Source organism: Nocardioides sp. AN3 (assembly GCF_054653495.1).
On the sequence record NZ_BAAIGC010000021.1, the window covers coordinates 1 to 18998 of the forward strand.

General features: G+C 67.0%; 15 protein-coding genes and 5 pseudogenes. 7 read left to right on the forward strand and 13 right to left on the reverse strand.

Translation table 11 applies throughout. The annotated features are described in order from the left end of the window. Window positions 1-95: 95 nt before the first annotated feature. Together ACYQ1K_RS19535 and ACYQ1K_RS19540 are read left to right on the forward strand one after the other, a co-directional pair. Window positions 96-308: pseudogene (locus ACYQ1K_RS19535) on the forward strand (integrase core domain-containing protein); the annotation flags it as partial. 383 nt (window positions 309-691) lie between these two features. Then, the gene (locus ACYQ1K_RS19540; protein ID WP_459984933.1) at window positions 692-2167 is read left to right on the forward strand and encodes an MFS transporter; all 1476 of its coding nucleotides are present in this window, start codon (window positions 692-694) and stop codon (window positions 2165-2167) included. Window positions 2168-2425: 258 nt separating this feature from the next. Here the strand turns inward: ACYQ1K_RS19540 and ACYQ1K_RS19545 are convergent. Continuing rightward, window positions 2426-3655: pseudogene (locus tag ACYQ1K_RS19545) on the reverse strand (IS3 family transposase); the annotation flags it as partial. Window positions 3656-3808: 153 nt separating this feature from the next. Between ACYQ1K_RS19545 and ACYQ1K_RS19550 the strand changes: the two are divergent. After that, the gene (locus ACYQ1K_RS19550; protein ID WP_459984934.1) at window positions 3809-4180 is read left to right on the forward strand and encodes a hypothetical protein; all 372 of its coding nucleotides are present in this window, start codon (window positions 3809-3811) and stop codon (window positions 4178-4180) included. Window positions 4181-4296: 116 nt separating this feature from the next. Here ACYQ1K_RS19550 and ACYQ1K_RS19555 read toward each other — a convergent pair whose 3' ends face one another. The 4 genes and pseudogenes from ACYQ1K_RS19555 to ACYQ1K_RS19570 form a co-directional block, all read right to left on the reverse strand. Further along, window positions 4297-4434: a hypothetical protein gene (locus ACYQ1K_RS19555; protein ID WP_459984935.1), complete on the reverse strand. Its 138-nt coding sequence runs from the start codon at window positions 4432-4434 to the stop codon at window positions 4297-4299. Between the two features lie 227 nt (window positions 4435-4661). Next, window positions 4662-5242: pseudogene (locus ACYQ1K_RS19560) on the reverse strand (flavin monoamine oxidase family protein). A gap of 101 nt (window positions 5243-5343) precedes the next feature. Further along, window positions 5344-6023 (reverse strand): annotated as a pseudogene (locus tag ACYQ1K_RS19565) (flavin monoamine oxidase family protein); the annotation flags it as partial. A 381-nt stretch (window positions 6024-6404) separates the two neighbouring features. Continuing rightward, window positions 6405-7100: a hypothetical protein gene (locus ACYQ1K_RS19570; protein ID WP_459984936.1), complete on the reverse strand. Its 696-nt coding sequence runs from the start codon at window positions 7098-7100 to the stop codon at window positions 6405-6407. 244 nt (window positions 7101-7344) lie between these two features. On the opposite strand from ACYQ1K_RS19570, the gene ACYQ1K_RS19575 reads away from it, so the two are divergent. Next, entirely contained in the window at window positions 7345-7962 is a 618-nt protein-coding gene (locus ACYQ1K_RS19575; protein ID WP_459984937.1) for a TetR/AcrR family transcriptional regulator, read from the forward strand. Window positions 7963-7977: 15 nt separating this feature from the next. Here ACYQ1K_RS19575 and ACYQ1K_RS19580 read toward each other — a convergent pair whose 3' ends face one another. Together ACYQ1K_RS19580 and ACYQ1K_RS19585 are read right to left on the reverse strand one after the other, a co-directional pair. Next, window positions 7978-9441 carry an aldehyde dehydrogenase family protein gene (locus ACYQ1K_RS19580; RefSeq protein WP_459984938.1) on the reverse strand — a complete coding sequence of 488 codons (1464 nt, stop codon included), beginning with the start codon at window positions 9439-9441 and terminating at the stop codon, window positions 7978-7980. A 35-nt stretch (window positions 9442-9476) separates the two neighbouring features. Continuing rightward, window positions 9477-10565, reverse strand: a complete 1089-nt coding sequence (locus ACYQ1K_RS19585) for a Zn-dependent alcohol dehydrogenase (protein WP_459984939.1) — start codon at window positions 10563-10565, stop codon at window positions 9477-9479. A 212-nt stretch (window positions 10566-10777) separates the two neighbouring features. Between ACYQ1K_RS19585 and ACYQ1K_RS19590 the strand changes: the two genes are divergently transcribed. From ACYQ1K_RS19590 to ACYQ1K_RS19600, 3 genes are read left to right on the forward strand one after another with little or no spacing between them, the layout of a single operon-like run. After that, window positions 10778-12241, forward strand: coding sequence for an aldehyde dehydrogenase family protein (locus ACYQ1K_RS19590; protein ID WP_459984940.1), 1464 nt, complete (start codon window positions 10778-10780; stop codon window positions 12239-12241). A gap of 40 nt (window positions 12242-12281) precedes the next feature. Then, on the forward strand, window positions 12282-12878 hold the full coding sequence (locus ACYQ1K_RS19595) for an MmgE/PrpD family protein (RefSeq protein WP_459984941.1): 597 nt from the start codon (window positions 12282-12284) through the stop codon (window positions 12876-12878). Continuing rightward, window positions 12875-13624 (forward strand): MmgE/PrpD family protein, encoded by a 750-nt coding sequence (locus ACYQ1K_RS19600; protein ID WP_459984942.1) that lies wholly within the window; start codon window positions 12875-12877, stop codon window positions 13622-13624. The genes ACYQ1K_RS19595 and ACYQ1K_RS19600 overlap by 4 nt, the downstream gene beginning before the upstream one ends. Before the next feature lie 14 nt (window positions 13625-13638). Here the strand turns inward: ACYQ1K_RS19600 and ACYQ1K_RS19605 are convergent. The 6 genes and pseudogenes from ACYQ1K_RS19605 to ACYQ1K_RS19630 form a co-directional block, all read right to left on the reverse strand. Continuing rightward, a pseudogene (locus ACYQ1K_RS19605) lies at window positions 13639-14552 on the reverse strand (alanine dehydrogenase). A 49-nt stretch (window positions 14553-14601) separates the two neighbouring features. Beyond that, window positions 14602-15831 (reverse strand): CaiB/BaiF CoA transferase family protein, encoded by a 1230-nt coding sequence (locus ACYQ1K_RS19610; RefSeq protein ID WP_459984943.1) that lies wholly within the window; start codon window positions 15829-15831, stop codon window positions 14602-14604. Continuing rightward, the gene (locus tag ACYQ1K_RS19615; RefSeq protein ID WP_459984944.1) at window positions 15832-16809 is read right to left on the reverse strand and encodes an HpcH/HpaI aldolase/citrate lyase family protein; all 978 of its coding nucleotides are present in this window, start codon (window positions 16807-16809) and stop codon (window positions 15832-15834) included. Next, window positions 16806-17393, reverse strand: coding sequence for a MaoC family dehydratase (locus ACYQ1K_RS19620; protein WP_459985014.1), 588 nt, complete (start codon window positions 17391-17393; stop codon window positions 16806-16808). Before ACYQ1K_RS19620 ends, ACYQ1K_RS19615 begins: the two co-directional genes overlap by 4 nt. Then, a complete protein-coding gene (locus ACYQ1K_RS19625) occupies window positions 17294-18472 on the reverse strand; it encodes an acyl-CoA dehydrogenase family protein (RefSeq protein ID WP_459984945.1) in 1179 nt (392 codons plus the stop codon). The genes ACYQ1K_RS19620 and ACYQ1K_RS19625 overlap by 100 nt, the downstream gene beginning before the upstream one ends. Then, entirely contained in the window at window positions 18469-18963 is a 495-nt protein-coding gene (locus ACYQ1K_RS19630) for a MaoC family dehydratase (RefSeq protein ID WP_459984946.1), read from the reverse strand. Before ACYQ1K_RS19630 ends, ACYQ1K_RS19625 begins: the two co-directional genes overlap by 4 nt. Window positions 18964-18998 lie beyond the last annotated feature (35 nt).

Below are 18998 nucleotides of genomic sequence, written 5' to 3' on the forward strand. Positions count from 1 at the left end.
ACCGCCCGCCCGAGCAAGCCGTGATCATCTAATTGAACGGTATTGGCATTAACCGGCCAGCGGCCCACCTGAAAGTAGAATTAGCCGGATAAGCAGGCGACAACGCAGCGATGGAATCGTTCTTCGCCCTACTGCAGAAAAGCGTCCTCAACCGTCGGCCCTGGGCCACCCGCGAGGAGCTGCGGATCGCGGCCGTGACATGGATCGAGAAGACGTACCACCGACGTCGTCGTCAGGCAGCTCTCGGACGACTGACCCCGGTCGAATACGAGTTGATCATGAAGCCAGCCGCCGCCCAGGCGGCCTAACCGAAACTGTCACCAGTTCGTGCAGCAGTCCCCTCCTTACGTCGATCGGACAGTGCTGCAGAGCGCGGGGGCTCGAGTCGCCGCGGATGGCACGCCCACAGGATGCTGGGAAACCCACGTGACCGTAGACATGGCGGCCTCCTCCACCTCCGGCACTCCCCTGACGCCGGCGTCGGATACCCGACCTCGGGACACGATGACCTCACGGCACTTCGGTACGCGTTCAACGGAGAGGTCGTGACCCATGCCGCGCTGTCGTTTTAGTCAAATGGCTTGGTCATTTATCTTGATCGTCTGACTAACTTCGGTCTACTGTATGACCCGGATCACACAGCTGGGTCGGCGCGCGTGGAGCGCGGGCTCCGAGAACACAGGGAGAAGCCATGACCGAAATCCGTCAGCACGTCGGGCGTGACAGCCAGACCCCTCCCCTAGCGAAGACGAACAGTGGAGTGCTGATCGGCATCGGCGGGTTGATGACCGTCCTGACCAACGCCGTCATCTTCATTCTCCCGCCGCTCCTGCCGGTGATCCAGGCGCACTACGAGCTCGCCTCGGTCGCTGAGACGACATGGCTCTACACAGCACTGACGCTCGGAGGCGGAGCAGGTTTCATCCTCCTGCCTCGTCTTGCCGATGTGTTCAGCGACCGTGGCGCTTCCGTCGCAGCGTTGGCGCTGCTCACCCTCGGCGCACTGGTACCGGCCATAGGCGACTCCTACCTGGCCCTAGTTGCCGGATGCGTCCTGATGGGCTTCGGCTGCGCCGCCCAATTCCTCCCGCTGGGCTTCCTGCGACGCAATCTCGGTGAATCCGGCATCAAGGTGGGCGTCGCGGTGCAGCTCATCGCCACCGGGGTCGGCATCGTCGTCGGGATGATCGGGGGCGGCCTCATCGTCCAGGACCTGTCACTGCGCAGCTTCTTCACGATCCTCACCGCGGTGAGCGCAGCCACGACCCTCGCAGCATCCGCGATGATCCCCCCTGCCCCGCCTGCGGAGCGGACCGCCCGCATCGGCGTGCTCGGAACGGTGTGGATGATCGCCTGGGTCGCGGCGATCCTGCTGACCCTGACGCAGGGCTTGGTCTGGGGCATCGCCGCGCTTTTGCCACTGGCGGTCGGCATCGTGGGCGGGATCGCCTGGGTACGTGTCGAGCGTAGATCGGCCTCGGCGGTGTTCGACGTCGAGCTGATGAAGGCCCCCCTCGTGACCGCCTCGTGCTTGTGCATCGCGTTGCTTGCTGCGGTAACCGCAGCCTTCATGCTCCTGCTCAGCACTTATGTCCAGGTCACACCCGAGGCGCTTCGTCCGGCGGACGCCTACGGTCTTGGACTCAGCGCGCTTGGTACCGGATGGCTCATGGTGCCCTTCGCGGTGACCTTCGTGGTCGGCGGCGCGCTGGTCGATCGTCCGGTCGTCAACGGTCGAGGCGTGCCCCTACTGGTCGTCGGTGCCCTCGTCAGCGCCGCGGGTCTTGCCTTTCTTGCAGTGGCGCACGACCACCAATGGCACTACCTGCTCGCCGCTGCCGTCATGGGCCTGGGGTGCAGCATAGGCTTCGGCGCTGGCTTCACCATGGTCCAGATGGCGGTCCCGGAGGAGAAGGCCGGTATGGCCGCCGGGATCCCCGGCACCTTCATGGCCGTGGGATTCGCCATCGGGACCGCCCTGGTCAGTGCCGACCTCAGCGCTTCGCTGGTTCCGGTGCCCGGCACCGACCTCGAGGTCGCCGCGGAGAACTTGTACGGCACCGGCTACTGGCTATCTGGAGCTCTCGCACTGCTTGCCGTGGTTGTCGTGGTGGCTTCACGAGTTCGCAACGGGCCTCAAGAAATCGTCTCACCCCGAACTCATTGACCTCTCGTTCCCGGCGGGCACCGACCCAAGATCACCAAGCCCCGACAGACGAGTTCGGGCCGTCATCTTCGCAATGACAGCTGACAGCTTCGCGTCCGGTGTCAAGCCCCGGGTTTCGTGGAGACTGATTTGTTGGATTTAGCCCGTTCCTGCGGTCACCAAGACTGGCCCGGTCTGGGCGTGTGATGTCGCTCTGAGGTCGGTGTCAGCATCGGAGTCTGGCGCCTCGAGATCGTGCTCCTCGATGGCGTGGGTGGCCCAGTAGGCGGCCTCGTACTCGGCGGGCGGAATATGGCCCAGCTCGCCGTGGAGCCGTCGCTGGTTGTGACCAGTCGACCCATTCGGCGGTGGCGATCTCGAGGTCGTCGATCCCGCGCCAGGGCCCGACTCTGCGGCGTTTCGGGCCGCGGACGAGCTCGGCCTTGTACAGCGAGTTCAGCGCCTCGGCCATGGCGTTGTCATAGGAGTCCCCCTTGGACCCAACCGAGGCCACCGCCTCGGCCTCAGCCAGCCGCTGGGTGTAGCGAATCGCTCGATACTGCACTCCGCGATCGCTGTGGTGGACAAGGCCAGCCAGGTCCTGGCCGGCGCGCTGACGCTGCCAGATCCCCATCTGCAAAGCGTCGAGGGCGAGCTCGGTGTACAGGCTGGTGGCGACCTGCCAGCCCACGATCATGCGTGAATAGACGTCGAGGACGAACGCCGCATACACCCATCCCGACGCAGTCCTGACATACGTCAGATCCGCGACCCACAGTTGATTGGGCCGTGTCGCCGTGAAGTTGCGGTCGACCAGATCAGCGGGCCGCTCGGTCTCCGCCGCCGGCCGGGTGGTGCGCGGGTGCTTGTCCCTCAGCACCCCGCGCAAGTCGGCTGCTCGCATCAGCCGCTCCACCGTGCAGCGGGCCACCTCATGGCCCTGCCGGTTCATCGCGTGCCAGACCTTCCTGGCTCCATAGACCTCCATATTCTCCTCGCGCACTCTGCGGATCTGCTCGGTCAAAACCTCATCGCGCACCGACCTGGCCGAGGCCGGTCGCGACTTGTGGGCGTAGTAGGTCGACGGTGCGATCTCGGCAGGAGTGCCCTCCAGGGCAGCCAAGACCGGCTGGACACCGCCGTGGACCTCCTTGACGGAGTCCACGAACTCGACCTTCAACGCCGTGCTCAGCGCGTCGTGGGACGGTCCAGCTCCGCCGCGAAGAAACTCGCCGCGGACTTCAGAATCGAGTTCGCCCGGCGCAGCTCGCGGACCTCACGCTCCAACTCGGCGATCTTGGTCGCATCAGCCGTCGTCGTGCCCGGCACCAGGCCCTCATCGACCTCGGCCTGCTTGATCCAGGTCCGCAACGCCTCCGGATGCACCCCCAACTGCTCACCGATCCGCTTATAGGCCCCCACCCGCGTCGCCGGATCACGCCGAGCCTCCAACGCCAACCGCGTGGCCCGCTCCCTCAACTCAGCCGGATACTTACGCTGCGCTGCCATCTGCTCTGTTCCTCCAGGTTTCGATGTCTCCATCTAACCCGGGGCGAGACAGGGTGTGTCCTTGCGAGCCCAGCCTTTGAGCGAGTCACACAGCCCACCCTCACCCAGGACGGCAGGAGGTCGCCCGCGCTACGGTTCGGAGATCCTCGGGTCATGGCCCTGCTCGGCGCCTTGTGTGTCGGCTTGAACGCCCTCGGATTCACCAACCGGAGCCTCCGCGCCCAGGTGAGCCGCCTGCTCGGCGTCACCAGTACCGGCTACACCGTCAACCAGGCCAGCTACGACCTGGCCCGACTCCGCCTCAACGGTCTCATCCAACGACGACCCGGCACCAACACCTACGACCTCACCCCGGACGGGCAACGCGTCGCGATCTTCTACACCAAGATCCACGACCGCGTCCTCCGCCCGCTGTTGGCAGCCGACCGACCTCCCGCCCCACCCGAGCTCCGCCACGCGCTAGCGACCATCGACCAGCACGTCCGCAGCTACCTCGACACCGCACGCTTGGGAACCGCAGCCTGAAAACTCAAGACCGCCCTCGAACTTCTAGCGACCAAGGATCGCTGGCCATCGCTAGCTTGGCGACAACGTCTGGGGCACAGAGTAACCCCTGACCCAATTCGACAGGCCCATCGGGCTCAGGGCCGCCCCGGGAGCACCGTCGTGTGCGACTGCATGCCGGGCTCGTCGGGTGCGTAGAGAGCCAGGCCGCCGGACGCCAGGGTGGTGAGGGGCCGAGCCCGGGGCCGCGCCTGCACCGCTCCGTTGCGCTGCATCGACGGGCGGCGACATCGGTGCTGTGCGTACCGACGACAGGCGGGTCCAGAAGCGGATTTTCACACCCTTGTCCCACGGCGACCGGAAGCCGGAAAAGACGTCAGCGGCCGAGATTCACCTGTGAAGGGCCCGACGTGAAACGCGGTCGACTCCGATCTTGGCTTCGGTGCGATCGACCGACCTCCCCGCTCGCGGCTCCAGGACGATGGCACGCGGCGGTCTCTCCTCACAAAGCGGCGAGGATCTCGTTCGCGGCCCGCTCGGCCGCTTGGACGGCGCCGTCCATGTAGCCGGAGTTGTAGGTACCGGCCTCGGTGCCAGCCCAGTGGATTCGGTCGACCGGTTTTGAGATGGCGTCGGTCAAGCTGGTGATGACGCCAGGCGCCTGCGTCGGGACGCAACCGCTGATCCAGGGCTCGCTGATCCAGTCCTTCCCCACGTAGTTGGTCGGGCGAGCTGCTGCCGGCCCGAAAAGCGTGACGAGAGCATCGAGGAAGGCCTTCTTCCGCTTGACCGGATTGTCAAAGAGCTCCTCCGACGGGGCCGAGGCGTCTCGGAGGCCAACGGGGACCATGAAGGTGAGCAGGATGCCCTTGCTCCCATCGGGCGGCGAGTTGTCGAGACATAGGGTGCGATCGGGATGTCGGTGAATGCCTGACCACTGAATCCTGCTTGCCGCCAGAACGGCCGATCGTAAACAGCGGCAAGCTTGAACAACGTCCCGTTGTGCGACTTGCTCTGCAGCAGTGCTCGACGGACCGGGAGGTCCGGGGTGAACGTGATGTGATCGGCGTTGGCCGGTGGCATGGCGAGGATCGCCCGTTTGAGCGAATGATCGCCTTGGCCGATCGCACAATGACCTGGGTGTCGTCAGTCTGGTCGATCTCGGACACCGGCGAGCTCAGGATCACTCGGCGACCAAGCCCGTCAGCCATGAGGACACGAATCCGCTCCGAGCCACCAACGACACGCGGCTCCTGCGCACCACCAGTCACGCCAAGCATGTGATCGATCCCACCGCAGCTGGCGATGGTATGCACGAACTTGAGCAGCGATGTCTCGTGCAGGTCCTCACCGAAGATGATCTTGAATGCGATGTTGAACAGCCACTTGCACTCCGCGTTCACCGAGTTGGTGTCCAACCAGTCGCCCGCAGTGGCGCCATCCCACTTCTTGGCGTTGCGAGCATTCCAGGGCGCCTCGACCGGGACGGTGGCTGCCATCCTCTCCAGCCTCTTCTGCAGCTGCAGCCAGTCGAGCTGGGCACCCAGACCGAGGGGCGGCAGGCTGCCGGCAATTGACTTCGAGCGGCCCTTGCGGTGATAGATGCTCTTGCCCTCGACGAAGGTCGGGAATAGCTCCACGCCCAGCTCGTCGATCAACCCCAGCACGCGGTCCTGCCCCGCCCCACCCACTGGCCCCCGACCTCGGTGATCGCCCCTGGAGCCGCTTCCTCATTCCGCAACCTGCCGCCTACACGGTCGCTCGCCTCCAGGACGAGCACTGAGGTGACGCCGGACTGTACTAGCCGGCGGGCTGCCGTGAGTCCCGAGATCCCTGCCCCCACCACCACGACGTTCGCCGTCATCGCGACTGGGCCGTTGCCGACTCCACCGCGGCGACGGCGTCCTCGCCTCCAACCGTCAGGGCGGCGGCGCCCGCACCTGCTGCAGCCAGCAACCCGCGGCGGGTCGCCGTTGCGGACGGTCGACGCATTTCTTCGTGCATGCCTTGCTCCTCTGGATCCCTGTCGATGACAGGTCGGTTCGATGATGGTGTCTCCGCGACGACTGGGGTCACGGTCCCGCTGGGTGCCGGCAGCCCTCGACGAGGGCACACAGCGTCAGCACACTTCCTCTCCGAAGGATCGATGGCGCTACTGACCAAGATCGCCGAGGAGGTGGCCAAGCCAGAGCTCATGACGGCATGATCAACTTCTGACCCCCACGGTGTCGAGAAACTCCACCACTCAGCGGGACGTCACCGTGGGGGTCCGGCTGCCGATCCCGACCTCTGACCCCTCGAGGAGTTCTCCCAGACGGCGGTACGACGTGTAGTAGACGAACAGCTGTGCCCCCCACACGGTGAGCGCCAGCGTGTAGAACGTCGTGCGGTACGCGTCGTCGCCCGGGATCCTGAGGAAGTCGTCCATCAGTGCGATCGTGGTTCCGGCGGCGGTCGCCAGCCAACCAATGACGGCCCAGGACCGAGCCCCCGCCTGCCAGAGCCGCCACGAGAAGTAGATCAGGAACGCGGTCGTCGGCGCGTTGACGATCATGTAGAACGTCGCCGGGCCGACGTCGAACTCCGGATAACGGAACTGCTGGAGGTAGAGCCCGGCGCCGAACGCAACGATGAACACCCCAACGTCGATCGCCGGAGACGGCTTGTAGCGATGGGTGACCTGCATCAGGCCGAGCACGAGGATCAGCGTGAACCCGATCGAGCGCGAGAAGGCATCGAAGAAGAACATGAGCCAAACCTGGGGGCTTTCCAGGTGTCCACCGAGCAGGAACCAGGCGAGCACATTGGTGCCCGAGACACCGACCACGATCCACTCGAGTCCCAACAGGTAGTTGTCATGACGTCGGATGAAGCGCCACCCGAACACAAGGCCGACAAAGGTCATCCACAGGTCGGCAAGCAGCAGGAGAGTTTCGTTCATTGTCGCTGTTCCTTGGGGTGACGGCGCAGGCGGCCAACCGGGCCGATGACCGCGCGGCGGTGGTCGTGCGGAGATTTGCTTGTGAGGAGACGCTACACTCTACTTAGTCGTTTGATCAAGATGTTTGACCAACAAGTGTGGCAACGCGCGCCGACCTACGGGAGGTCGCCTTGCAGCCTGTTAGGCTTTCCATCATCTTGATCAAACGATCAACTGCCGTCCGCCTCGACCGGAGGAGCCTTCCGTGCCTCGTATCTCCGTCGCCCAGCGCCGTTCTGACTTCGTCCACGCTGCTGTCGAGGTGATCGCGACCCATGGCATCGACGGCGCGACGACGCGCCGCATCGCCGACCAGGCGAAGGCGAACGTAGCGATGCTGCACTACTGCTACGACTCGAAGGAGGATCTGTTCGCCGACGTCTATGAGCTGATCACCGACAAGTTCCGAGAGGTGCTTGCCGAGTGCGACGCCGACGCCGACCTCGCGACGATGACGCACCAGATCCTTCGTAGCCTCATGCAGTGCTACCTCGAGTCCGCGACCTTCACCGCCGCGACGATCGAGCTCGTCAGCTGGGCACGTCGCAACCACGAGACACGGACCAGTACGGCGTACGACCAGGTCCTCGAGACAGGTCGCGCGCTGCTGCGAGGGTCGACCACCGGCCCACAGATCGACTCGGCGGCCATCGACGAGATTGCCCAGCTCGTGGCAATGCTTGCCGACGGCTTCGCCGTCTCGTGGTTGACCTACGGAGATCGGCCCGCCGCGGAGCAGCAGATGGAGATCGCCGCCTCCGCCCTCGACAGCTGGCTCACCAGTCGTCTCGGACTGGCGAGCACCGTGCTGTCGAAAGGGTGACCTGACGAGCGCCGGTCAGAGCGGCAGATCGGCCGAGTCGACACCCACGACCCGGTCCCCACAGAAGACCCGCGTCGACTCGAGGGGACCGTGTCCGCCGAGCCCGGAGGGCCCCCAGAAGCTCTGAGCAGAATCGGCACCCAGGTCGGCCATCTTGGCGCCGTTGACGCGGACCTCACCGGCGATCACCCGTGCACCGACGTCGATGGCACGGTCCGTGTCGGTGCCGAACACGTAGGCATCCAGGCCCGACGGACTCGCGTTGGCCAGACGCAGCGCCTCCTCATCGCTGTCCACCGCATGCAGGGTGACGACCGGACCGAACAGCTCCGCGGTCGCATGATCCGGCGACACTCCATAGGCGAGGGTGGGTGACAGGAAGAACCCGCCTAGGTCGGGCAGCCGCGCGGGCTGTCGGATGTCGGCGCCGTGGTCCCGCAACCGCTCGATGCCGCGGCGGAGAACCTCGAGCTGCGGACCGTTCGAGATCGGGCCGACCGACGTCGTCTCGTCCAGGGAGTGGCCCACGACGAGGGCCGACAGCCGGTCGGTCAAGCACTCCAACAATGGAGGGAGCAGGTTACGCTGCACCAGGATCTTCCCCGGCCCCTCGCACCACTGACCGTTGAACTTCGTCATGCCGTCGACGATGCCGTCGGCGGTCACCTCGAGGTCGGCGTCATCCAGGACGAGGACCGGGTTGTTGCCGCCGAGCTCGAGCTGCAGCACCTTGAGGTCCTCGGCGCCCGCGCGAGCAACGGCGCGACCGGCCTCTGCCCCGCCGGTGAACGACACGACCTTGATCCGCGGGTCGGCGCAGAGGGCGGCGCCGACGTCGCCGGCACCGTGCACCACCTGCAGCGCACCGCTGGGCAGGCCCGCCCTCACGAAGCACTCGACCACGATGTGCACGCTCGCCGGGGCATGCTCGGACGGCTTGAGGACGACCGGGCAACCGGCTGCGATCGCGTTGGCGCACTTGACGGTGGAGATGAAGCTCGGCCCGTTCCACGGTGTCAGAATGGCCGCCGGACCCCAAGGCACCTTATAGAGGCGGACGTCCCGGCCCCCGGCCGGCAGCGGCCGGACTCGCGGCGTCGCTATCAGGTCCCTTCCCGCTGCGCGCACCCGCTCCGGTAGGACGGCAGCGATCTTGCGGGTGACGGTGATGGGAATGCCGGTGGTCAAGGAATCGGTCCGGGCGATCTCCTCTCGTCGCGCGTCGAGGAAGTCGGCGACACGATCGAGCAGGTCGGCGCGCTCGCGGCGCGCATCGTCGTCCCACCGGCCGACGTTGTAGGTGCGTTCCGCGTGCCGCAAGGCTCGCTCGAGATCGTCGGGCGCAGTGGTGACGCCTTCGTGGACCGGCTCGCGGGTGTTCGGGTCCAGGTTCCACCGCCCGTCAGCTGTCGAGCACTCGCTCCAGTCGTCCTCGATGTAGTTCACCGGAGTGGGGATGGTGACCGTGGCGGTCGACATCAGGCTCACCTCTGCATCTCTTTCTGGGTTCATGATCAGGGCTCGACGACGATCCGGGTGACGTCACCGCGCCTCATCGCTTCGAAGCCGTCGTTGATCGCCGCGAAGGGGACGATGCTCGACACCATCTCGTCGAGCTGGAGGCGGCCGTGCCGATAGAGCTGCGCGAGCTCGAGGATGTCCTGGCGCGCATGACCGGAGCCCATGTAAGAGCCGATCAGTCGCTTCTCCTCGAGCCAGAAGTCCATGACGGGGATGCTGAGCTCTGTGCCGACCGGAGCTACTCCGACCAAGCAGGCGGTGCCGGTGGGGCGCAGGAGCCGGAGAGCGGTCTCTGCCGTCCGCGCAGAACCGACCGCCTCGAAGGCGTAGTCCACGCCGTCACCGAGAAGCCCGCGAAGCTCCGCGACCGGGTCGCCGCCCCCGTTGATGGCATGCGTCGCGCCGAAGCGTCGAGCAGCGGCGAGGCGAACATCGTCCAGGTCGATCGCCACGATCACCGAGGCACCGGCGAGCCGGGCGCCCTGGATGATGGCCGACCCGACTCCACCGCAACCGATCACGGCGACAGTGCTCCCCGGTCTCACCCGGGCGCCCCGGAACACGGCGCCGACGCCGGTGATGACGCAGCACGACAGGAGGCACCCGACCTGCAGCGGCACGTCGTCGGGCAGCCTGACCAGCGCGTTCTCGCGCATGAGGATGTGCTGGGAGAACGCTCCGATGTCGCCGAGCCGCTGGATCGGCTGTCCGCTGAGCGTCGCGTACGCGGGTCGGGGACGACGCCGCACCTCCGCGACGCGCTGGCACTGGGTGGACCTTCCCCCTTCGCAGTTGACGCAGCGGCCGCAGGAGGGCGTGGCCGTGCCGGTCACACGATCTCCCGGGCGAAGGCTGGTCACCTGCTCTCCGACCGCCTCGACCACACCTGCCACCTCGTGACCGACGACGAGCGGGAGCTCGGCAGTGAGAGCGCCGCTGATGTAGTGCAGGTCACTGTGGCACAGGCCCACATGGGTCGCCGCGACCCGGACCTCGTGCGGCTCCGGGTCATCGACGCGGATGGCGGTGATCTCTAACGGGCGGCCAGGTTGGGTGAGCACCGCCGCGTAGGTGTCGATCATGCCGAGGTCGCCGGCGCGATCGCAGTCGCGTCGTTCATCTTGGGTCCTTCCGGGGAGCTTGACGACGGCGAAGCCGGCTTCCGGTTGCCGTGTGACGAGCTGGACATTAGTTAGTCATTTGACTGAGGCATATGACTATGATGGTGCAGGGATCCACCGCTCCCTGTCAACACCACCCGACTTGCAACATCCCGGAAGGACGTCGTACGACGATGGAGAACTCGAACAGACTGGCCGATCGCTTTCGGCCGCACGCCGCTGTCATCGCCGGACGACGCGTCGACGCGGTCGGTCGCGAGCTCGAAGTCGAGGACCCCTCCACGAACGCGGTCGTCGCCACGCTGACCGCCGCTGACAAGGACGTCGTCGCTGCCGCCGTGGCCGAAGCCCGCGGGGTCTTCAGGGGCGCCTGGCGCGCGACTCCGCTCGCCGAGCGCGGGCGGATCCTCAACAAGATCGCGCGATCCCTCCGCGCCGGGGCCGCAGAGCTTGCCGCGATCGAGGCCGTCGACGCAGGGATCCCGATCACCTTGGCGATGGGCGACGTGGAGGTGGCAGCCCGTTACTTCGAGTTCTACGCGGGCATCGCGGACAAGGTCGGCGGAGAGGTCGTTCCGGTTCCCGGCGCCATGGTGGACTACACCCTCCACGAACCGTGGGGAGTGTGCGGAGTCATCGTCCCGTTCAACTTTCCCCTCCAACAGATCGCTCGCAGCGCCGCCGCTGCCCTCGCCGTGGGCAACACCGTGGTCGTCAAGGCCTCGGAGCGCAGCCCCCTCACCGCGACGCTCCTGGCCGAGCTCGCCGTCGAGGCGGGACTCCCTCCCGGTGCCTTCAACGTCGTCCACGGCTTCGCGGAGGCCGGCGAAGCGCTGGTGAGCCACGAGGACGTCGCCCACGTGACGTTCACTGGCTCGCGCGCCGTCGGCGAACGCGTGATGGAGCTGTGCGCCCAGAGAGTCGCGCCGATCTGCATGGAGCTGGGCGGCAAGTCCGCACAGATCGTCCTCGGCCGCAGCCGTCTCGAAATCGCCGCCAAGACGATCGCCGGCATCATGTTCCGCACCGCTGGCCAGGCCTGCTCCGCCGGATCTCGGGTCCTCGTCCTCCCCGAGCTCCATGACGAGCTTCGCGACCTGCTCGTCCGGGAGGCGGAGAGCCTGCGCGTGGGGGAGGCGGCCGACCCCGCGACGGACATGGGGCCCCTGATCTCTGCGGCGCAGCGAGATCGAGTCCTGGGCCAGGTCGCGACCGCGGCGAAGGGTGATGCCGAGATCCTCACCGGCGGTGCCCCCGGGGATCGTCACCCCCGGGGGAACTTCGTCCTGCCGACCGTGATCGACAACGTCTCGCCCGATGCGGAGCTGAGCCGGACCGAGCTGTTCGGCCCTGTTCTCGGCATCTCGACCATCTCCGACATCGAGGAGGCCATCGAGATCTCCAACGCCACGGAGTACGGCCTTGTCGCCGGGATCTGGACCGACGACGTGAGCGCTGCCCTGGCGGCGGCCCCGCACCTCGAGGTGGGTCAGGTGTTCGTCAACACCTATGGCGTCGGCGGCGGTGTCGAGATGCCGTTCGGCGGCCGCAAGGGTAGCGGCTTCGGTCGCGAGAAGGGTCTCGCCGCGATCCGGTCGTACACGCAGGTGAAGAACGTGTGCCTCGCCGTCGATTGATCGGCCATCTCGCGACATCACTGCCACCCGGAGGATGGAAATGACGACACCCCGCGACCTCGCCGCTGCGATCGCCGGCTTCCGATTCGATCCCGATCACGAGGCCACCCTGATGGCGCACGCCCGCAACGCACTGATCGACTCGATCGGAGTGGCCGTGGCCGGCCGCCGGGATGCCGGATACGCGACAGTACGCAGCGCATCTCGCCATGAATGCCCCCGAGGGACGAGCAGGATCCTCGACGGGGACGGCTCGACCAGCCCCGGAATGGCGGCCTTCCTGAACGGGTACGCGATGCACGCGCTCGACTACGACGACGTCAGCGAGACCATGTACGGCCACCCCAGTACGGTGATCCTGCCTTCGGTCCTCGCCGTCGCTGACTGGTTGGACCTCTCGCTGGGCGAGGTCCTGCGCAGCTACGTCGTCGGGTACGACACGGCGTGCGCCGTGGCGGAGGCGCTGCCGATCCGCCCGCACTACGCGCGCGGCTGGCACTCGACCTCGACCGTGGGCGTCATCGGCGCCGCCGCTGCCCTCGCCCACCTGACCGATCTCGACGAGCTCGCCACCGCCAACGCGCTGGGCATCGCGGCGACGTCCGCCGCCGGGAGCCGCCAGAACTTCGGAGCATGACCAAGCCCTTCCATGCTGCGCATGCAGCTCGCGACGCCGTCGTCGCGACGCAGCATGCTCGGCTGGGCCTCACCGCCGACGTCGCCGCGCTCGAAGGCGACATCGGTTACTTCCGCCTGCTGGGAGACGGAGCTCCGCAGACCATCCGGCTGCCTTCTGGGGACACGAGCAACAACCTCCTGGCCTCGGGATTGAGCGTGAAGCGCTACCCGTGCTGCTACAACATCCATCGCACCGCGGACGCCGCTCTTGCCCTGCACGGCCGGACCGACCTCGGTCGGGTGGAGCGCATCACGGTCACCCTCGAGCCGGGCGGCCTCGACCCGCTGATCCACCATCGCCCCAGTTCCGGCACAGAGGCGAAGTTCAGCGCCGAGTACGTCGCTGCCGTGTCGATCATCGACGGTTCGCTGGGTCTGGCGACGTTCGACGACGAGAGGGCCCTCGAACCCGACGTCCAAGCGCTGTTGCGCAGGGTCGAGGTCGTCGAGTCCGCCATGCCCCCGGTTGGGCCACCTGAGTGGGACTTCGCCTACAGCGTGGTCCAGGTCGAAGCTGATGGGAGGACCCTCGTTGAACGGACCGACATCCCGACGGGCCACCGCACCCGACCGCTCGCCGACACGGAGATGGACGTCATGTTCCTCGACTGCTTGGCGTATGCCGATCGCACCGACGGCGTCGACGTCCTCGCCTCGCTCCGTGAGCCAGACGCATCACGACCGATCTCCCACTACAGGATGTGACGCGGCCGACGGCGCTAGCTCAGCACGTCGGCCGGGTCCACGGCCGCGATGCCCACCGCCTCGCCGACCAGCCTGTTGGTCAGCCGTCCGTCGTGCGTGTTCAACCCGAGCGCCAGCGAACGGTCGTTCACGAGCGCTTCCCGCCAACCCTGGTCGGCGAGTGCCACGGCATAGGCAAGGGTCGCGTTCGTGAGGGCGTACGTCGACGTGACCGGCACGGCACCGGGCATGTTCGCCACGCAGTAGAAGGTCGAGTCGTGCACCTGGTAGGTCGGGGCGGTGTGGGTGGTGGGGCGGCTGTCCTCGAAACATCCCCCTTGGTCGATGGCGATGTCGACGAGCACCGATCCAGGTTTCATCTGGGCGACCAGGGCGTTCGGGACCAGAGTCGGCGCAGCCGCGCCGGGGATGAGGAGGGCTCCGATCACCAGGTCGGCCTCGCGGACCTGCTCTTCGATGTCGAGCCGCGATGAGGCCAGGCCTCGTACCCGGTTGCCGTAGCGCCAAAACGACATCCGCAGCTTGTCCAGGTCGATGTCGAGAAGGGTGACGTCCGCGCCCATGCCCAACGCGATGTTGGCGGCGTTCTGTCCGGAGACGCCGGCAACAGCTCCTCTGCCAGCGTCGGGTCCGCGGCCAGGGGGAGATAGGTGAAGAGGACCTGGCCCTCGCGCATGCGCGCGTACTCCTCGGCGATCGGCTCCTTGACCTTGAGCACCAGGCCCGCGACGCCCCAGGTCTCGTCCGCATCGCCGAGGATCCTGGCGCCCGCGTCCCGGAAACGATCGTCACTGATCGAGGACCCGAGCCCGGCGCCCTCCTGCACGAACACCTGGTGCCCGCGGGAGGTGAGCTCGCGGACACCGACAGGGGTGATGGCGACGCGGAACTCGTTGTCCTTGATCTCGGCGGGGATTGCGATCTGCACTGTTCGTCCTCGTGGGGGTTGGTGGTGGGGTTGGAAGGTGCCGCGTCCTTCATCGCAGAACGCCGTCACGCAGTCCGTCGGCGATCTCGTCGGCGGAGAAGCCGAGTCCGGTGAGCACCTCGGCGGTGTGCTCACCGAGGACCGGCGCGGGACGCACCTCGTCGGTGCGGGTCCCGCCGAAGTGGATGGGCTGGCCGGCGATGGTCAACGGCGCTCCGGTCGGCGGGTGAGCGACGGTCCAGAGCATGTCGCGACGCGCCAGATGAGGGTCGTGCACGATCTGGGTCGCGTCCTGCACCGGACCGAACGGGACCCGACCGCCCAGCTGGTCACCGATCTCCGTCAGTGTTCGGCTCCGCGACCACTCCTCGATCGCGGTGCGCACGAGGTCGCGATGAGCCGAGCGGCCCTGGCCGGACGACAGCCGATCATCGGAGGCCAGGTCCTCCCGGTCGATCAGCGTGGCCAGCAGCTGCCAGATCGACGGCGACGGGGCCGCCAGGGCGAACCAGCCGTCCTTGGCCGGATAGAGACCGAAGGGCTCGAAGAACGGGTGCGAGTTGCCCATGCGATCGGCGACGGAGCCGTCGACCGAGTACTGATAGACGATGCGTTCGCACAGGCTCACCATCGCGTCGTACATGGAGACGTCGACGAAGGAACCACGACCGGTGCGCTCCGCGCGTACGACTCCGGCCAGGATCCCGCTCGTCAGGAGGGCGGCAGGAAAGATGTCCCCAAGCCCGGGCCCCGTCTTCATGGGCGGCCCGGCGGGGTCGCCGGTGATCTGCATGGCACCGCCCATGGCCTGCGCCACCACGTCGTAGGCTGGCCAATCCGTCAACGGTCCCTCACCTGTGCGCGGGTCCCCGAAGCCCCGGATGCATCCGTAGACCAGACGCGGGTTGACCTGCAGCAGCGCCTCGAAGGAGAGGCCGAGGCGATCCATCACGCCGACGCGGAAATTCTCGACCAGGACGTCGCATTGGGCCACCATCCGGAGCATCACCGAGCGGCCGGCCTCCGACCGAAGGTCGAGGCTGACGCTCCTCTTGTTGCGGTTGATGCTGGCGAAGTAGCCGCCGTACGCGTCCTCCGCCGTGATGTCGGGTCCATACCGACGGATCAGGTCACCTGCGAGCGGCTCCACCTTGATGACGTCGGCCCCGAGATCGGCCAAGGTCATCGTCGCGTAGGGACCGGCCAACATGTGGGTCAGGTCCAGCACCCTGATGCCGCGCAGCGGCGCGACGTCGTCGTCCTGGTCCTCCGTGAACATCTATGCCCCGGCCGAGACGGCCGCCGGCGGCACGAAGCTCGTCGTGGGCCGCAACCCCGCGGCGCGCCCACGAAGCGCGATCGGCAGCGCCATCTTCCGCGACGCCTCGTCGATCATCTCGTCGCCGAGCATGACCGCACCGCGGGACCCGCCCTCGGCGGAGGTGTAGTAATCGTAGGCCTGGAGGATGTGCTCGGCGCGGTCGTAGTCGGCCTGCGACGGTGCGTAGGTCCGGTTGGCAGCATCGATCTGCGCGGGATGGAGCACCCACTTTCCATCGAAACCCAGGGCTGCCGACCGCTGTGCGACGCGCGCGTAGCCCTCGACGTCCTGGATACGGCCGTACGGGCCGTCGATGGCCTGCTTCCCGTGCATCCTCGCCGCCATGAGGATGCGCATGAGGATGTAGTGGTAGGCGTCGCCCTCGTAACCCGGAGGCTGCTCACCCACGGCAAGGCTCCGCATGTTGATGTTCGCCATGAAGTCGGCCGGCCCGAAGACGATGGTCTGCACCCGGGACGAGCTGCCCGCGATCCCGTCCACGTTCACCAGCCCCTCGGCCGTCTCGATCTGGGCCTCGATCCCGATCCGCCCGACCTCCAGACCACGGGCCTTCTCGATCTGGGTGAGAAGGAGGTCCAGCCACTGCACGTGGGCCGCCGACTCCACCTTGGGCAGCATGAGGCAGTCCAGTCGATCGCCCGCACCCTCCACGACCCTGACGACATCCTGGTATGCCCAGGGCGTGGTGATGTCGTTGACCCGGACGACCTTCGTCGGCGCCAGCCACTCCCCCGCCAGCAGCGCATCCACCACGCGCTCACGGGCATCGTCCTTGGCCAGCGGAGCAACGGCGTCTTCGAGGTCGAGGAAGACCTGATCAACCTCGAGGCTCCTCGACTTCTCGATCATCCGGTCGCTCGACCCGGGCACGGCCAAGCACGAGCGTCTCAGCGGCGTCGGAATCGGGTGCTTCATCCGTACCTCCTCTCGGTCACTGGACCCGTTCGACGTCGCCGGACGCGCAGGGTGCGGTCGCCCTCGAACACCACCGTGCCGCGCTGGTTGACCCCCCAGTGGTGGCACTCCACGACTCCGGAGTCGGGCTCGTCCTCCCGAACGGCCGTGATCTCGGTGTAGGCGTAGAGCGTGTCGCCGTGGACGACGGGGTGCGGCAGACGCATGCCCGTCAGTCCGAGCTCGGCCACGACGTTCTCGGAGACGTCCTGCGAAGCCAGCCCGATGACGATCGACGTCGTGATGCCACCGAACACGATCCGCTGGCCGACCGGGTGGTCGCGCATCGAGTGCTCGTCGAAGTGGGCAGCTGCTGTGTTCACGACGAGGTTCGTGATCAGCACGTTGTCGAGCTCGCCGACCGTTTTCCCGCGGGCGTGCCGTATCTGCTGGCCCGGCTTGAAATCCTCGAGGTAGGTCCCGGTAGCGGTCAACGAGTCGACGGTCATGAGGATGCCCCCTTGCCCAGCAGGCTGTCGGAGATGATCTTGAGCTGGATCTCCGAGGTGCCCTCGAAGATCTTCGTGAGGCGCGCGTCGCGCCAGTAGCGCTGCGCTGCGAAGTCAGTGGTGTAGCCGGAGCCTCCGTGGATCTGCAGACCCTCGCTCGTCACGTGCTCGGCCATCTCCGTCGCGACGTACTTGGCGGCGGACGCCTGCGGTCCGCACGGCTGGCCCGCATCGATCATGCGTGCGACCGAGTACGTGAGCTGACGCGATGCCTCGACCTGCGCCGCCATGTGGGCGAGCTTGAACCGGAGGGCCTGGAACTCAGCGATGGGGCGCCCGAACTGCAGTCGCTGCTGCGCGAACGCCACGGCGTCCTCGAGCGCTCCTGTCGCCAGCCCCACCGCGCGAGCACCAGTGTGCACGCGCGCGAGCTCCAAGAAGTTCATCCCGGTGTAGAACCCTTCCCCCTCGACCCCGAGCAGGGCATCGGCCGGCACCCGGAAGTCCTCGAAGACGAGCTCATAGGTGTCCCACCCGTAGTAGCCGATCTTGCGCACCGGGTGGGCGTGGATGCCGACGGGGAACTCACCGGCTCGCTTCTCGACGAAGAAGACGCTGATGCCGAGGTGTCGCTTCCGGCTGCTCGGGGGCGGGGAGGTCCGTGCGAAAACCACGATGTAGTCAGCCATGTCGGCGTTGGTGCACCACATCTTCGCGCCGTTGAGGACCCACTCCTCTCCGTCGCGCTCCGCACGGCACGCGATGCTGGCGACGTCGGAGCCGGTGTCGGGCTCGGACAGCGCGAACGCGCCGATGCAGTCGCCGACGACAGCGCGCGGGAGGAGCTCGTTGCGCTTGGCCTGGCTGAGGCCGGCGGGCAGGGTGGAGCTGCGGATGATGCTGCCGACGCTCATCCAAGCGCGGGACAGCTCTTCGGTGACGAGGATGTACTCGAGCGCGCCGAGTCCGAGACCGCCGTCGCTCTCGGGGGTCATGATGGCGAAGAAGCCGATCTCGCCCATCTTCTTGATGAGCTCCTTCGGGATCCGACCGCGGACCGGGTCGAGCTCGTTGGCAACCGGTAGGACTTCATGGCGGGCGAAATCGCGAGCCAGCGCCTGGATCTCGCGCTGCTCCTGGGTGAGGTGACCCGCGATGCTGGTCTTGGCGCTCATGAGACGGGAGTCCCCCCGACGAGATTGGTCCGGGTAAACGCGAGCACCTCGACGCCCGCCTGGTTGATGCCCCACGTCCGCCAGGTGACGATGCCGCCGCCCGGCCGGCTCTCGGACGGCCGCAGGGCGACGACCTCACTGACACCGGTGAGGGTGTCGCCGGGATAGACGGGCGCAGTGAAGGTGAGGTCGTCCACCCCGAGGAACGCGCCCTCGGTGCTGCCTTCGCTGAGGTCCTCGACGGACAGCCCGAGCACAGTGAGGAAAGCGAGGTAGGGGTTGACCGGGGAAGCTGCATGGCCGAGCTCGCGGGCGACCTCGCGATTCACGTACAAGGGGTTGTAGTTCAGCGTCAGGGACGTGAACAGCATCGAGTCGCTCTCCAAGAGCGTGCGTCCCCAGTGGTGGACGAAGACCTGACCGAGCGCGAACTGGCCGAACAAGCGGCCTTTCCTCGCGTGGTCGATCTCGGCGAAAGTCAGTTCAGGCATGGCTGAGCTCCTGTTCGATCGGGTTCATCGGTCGG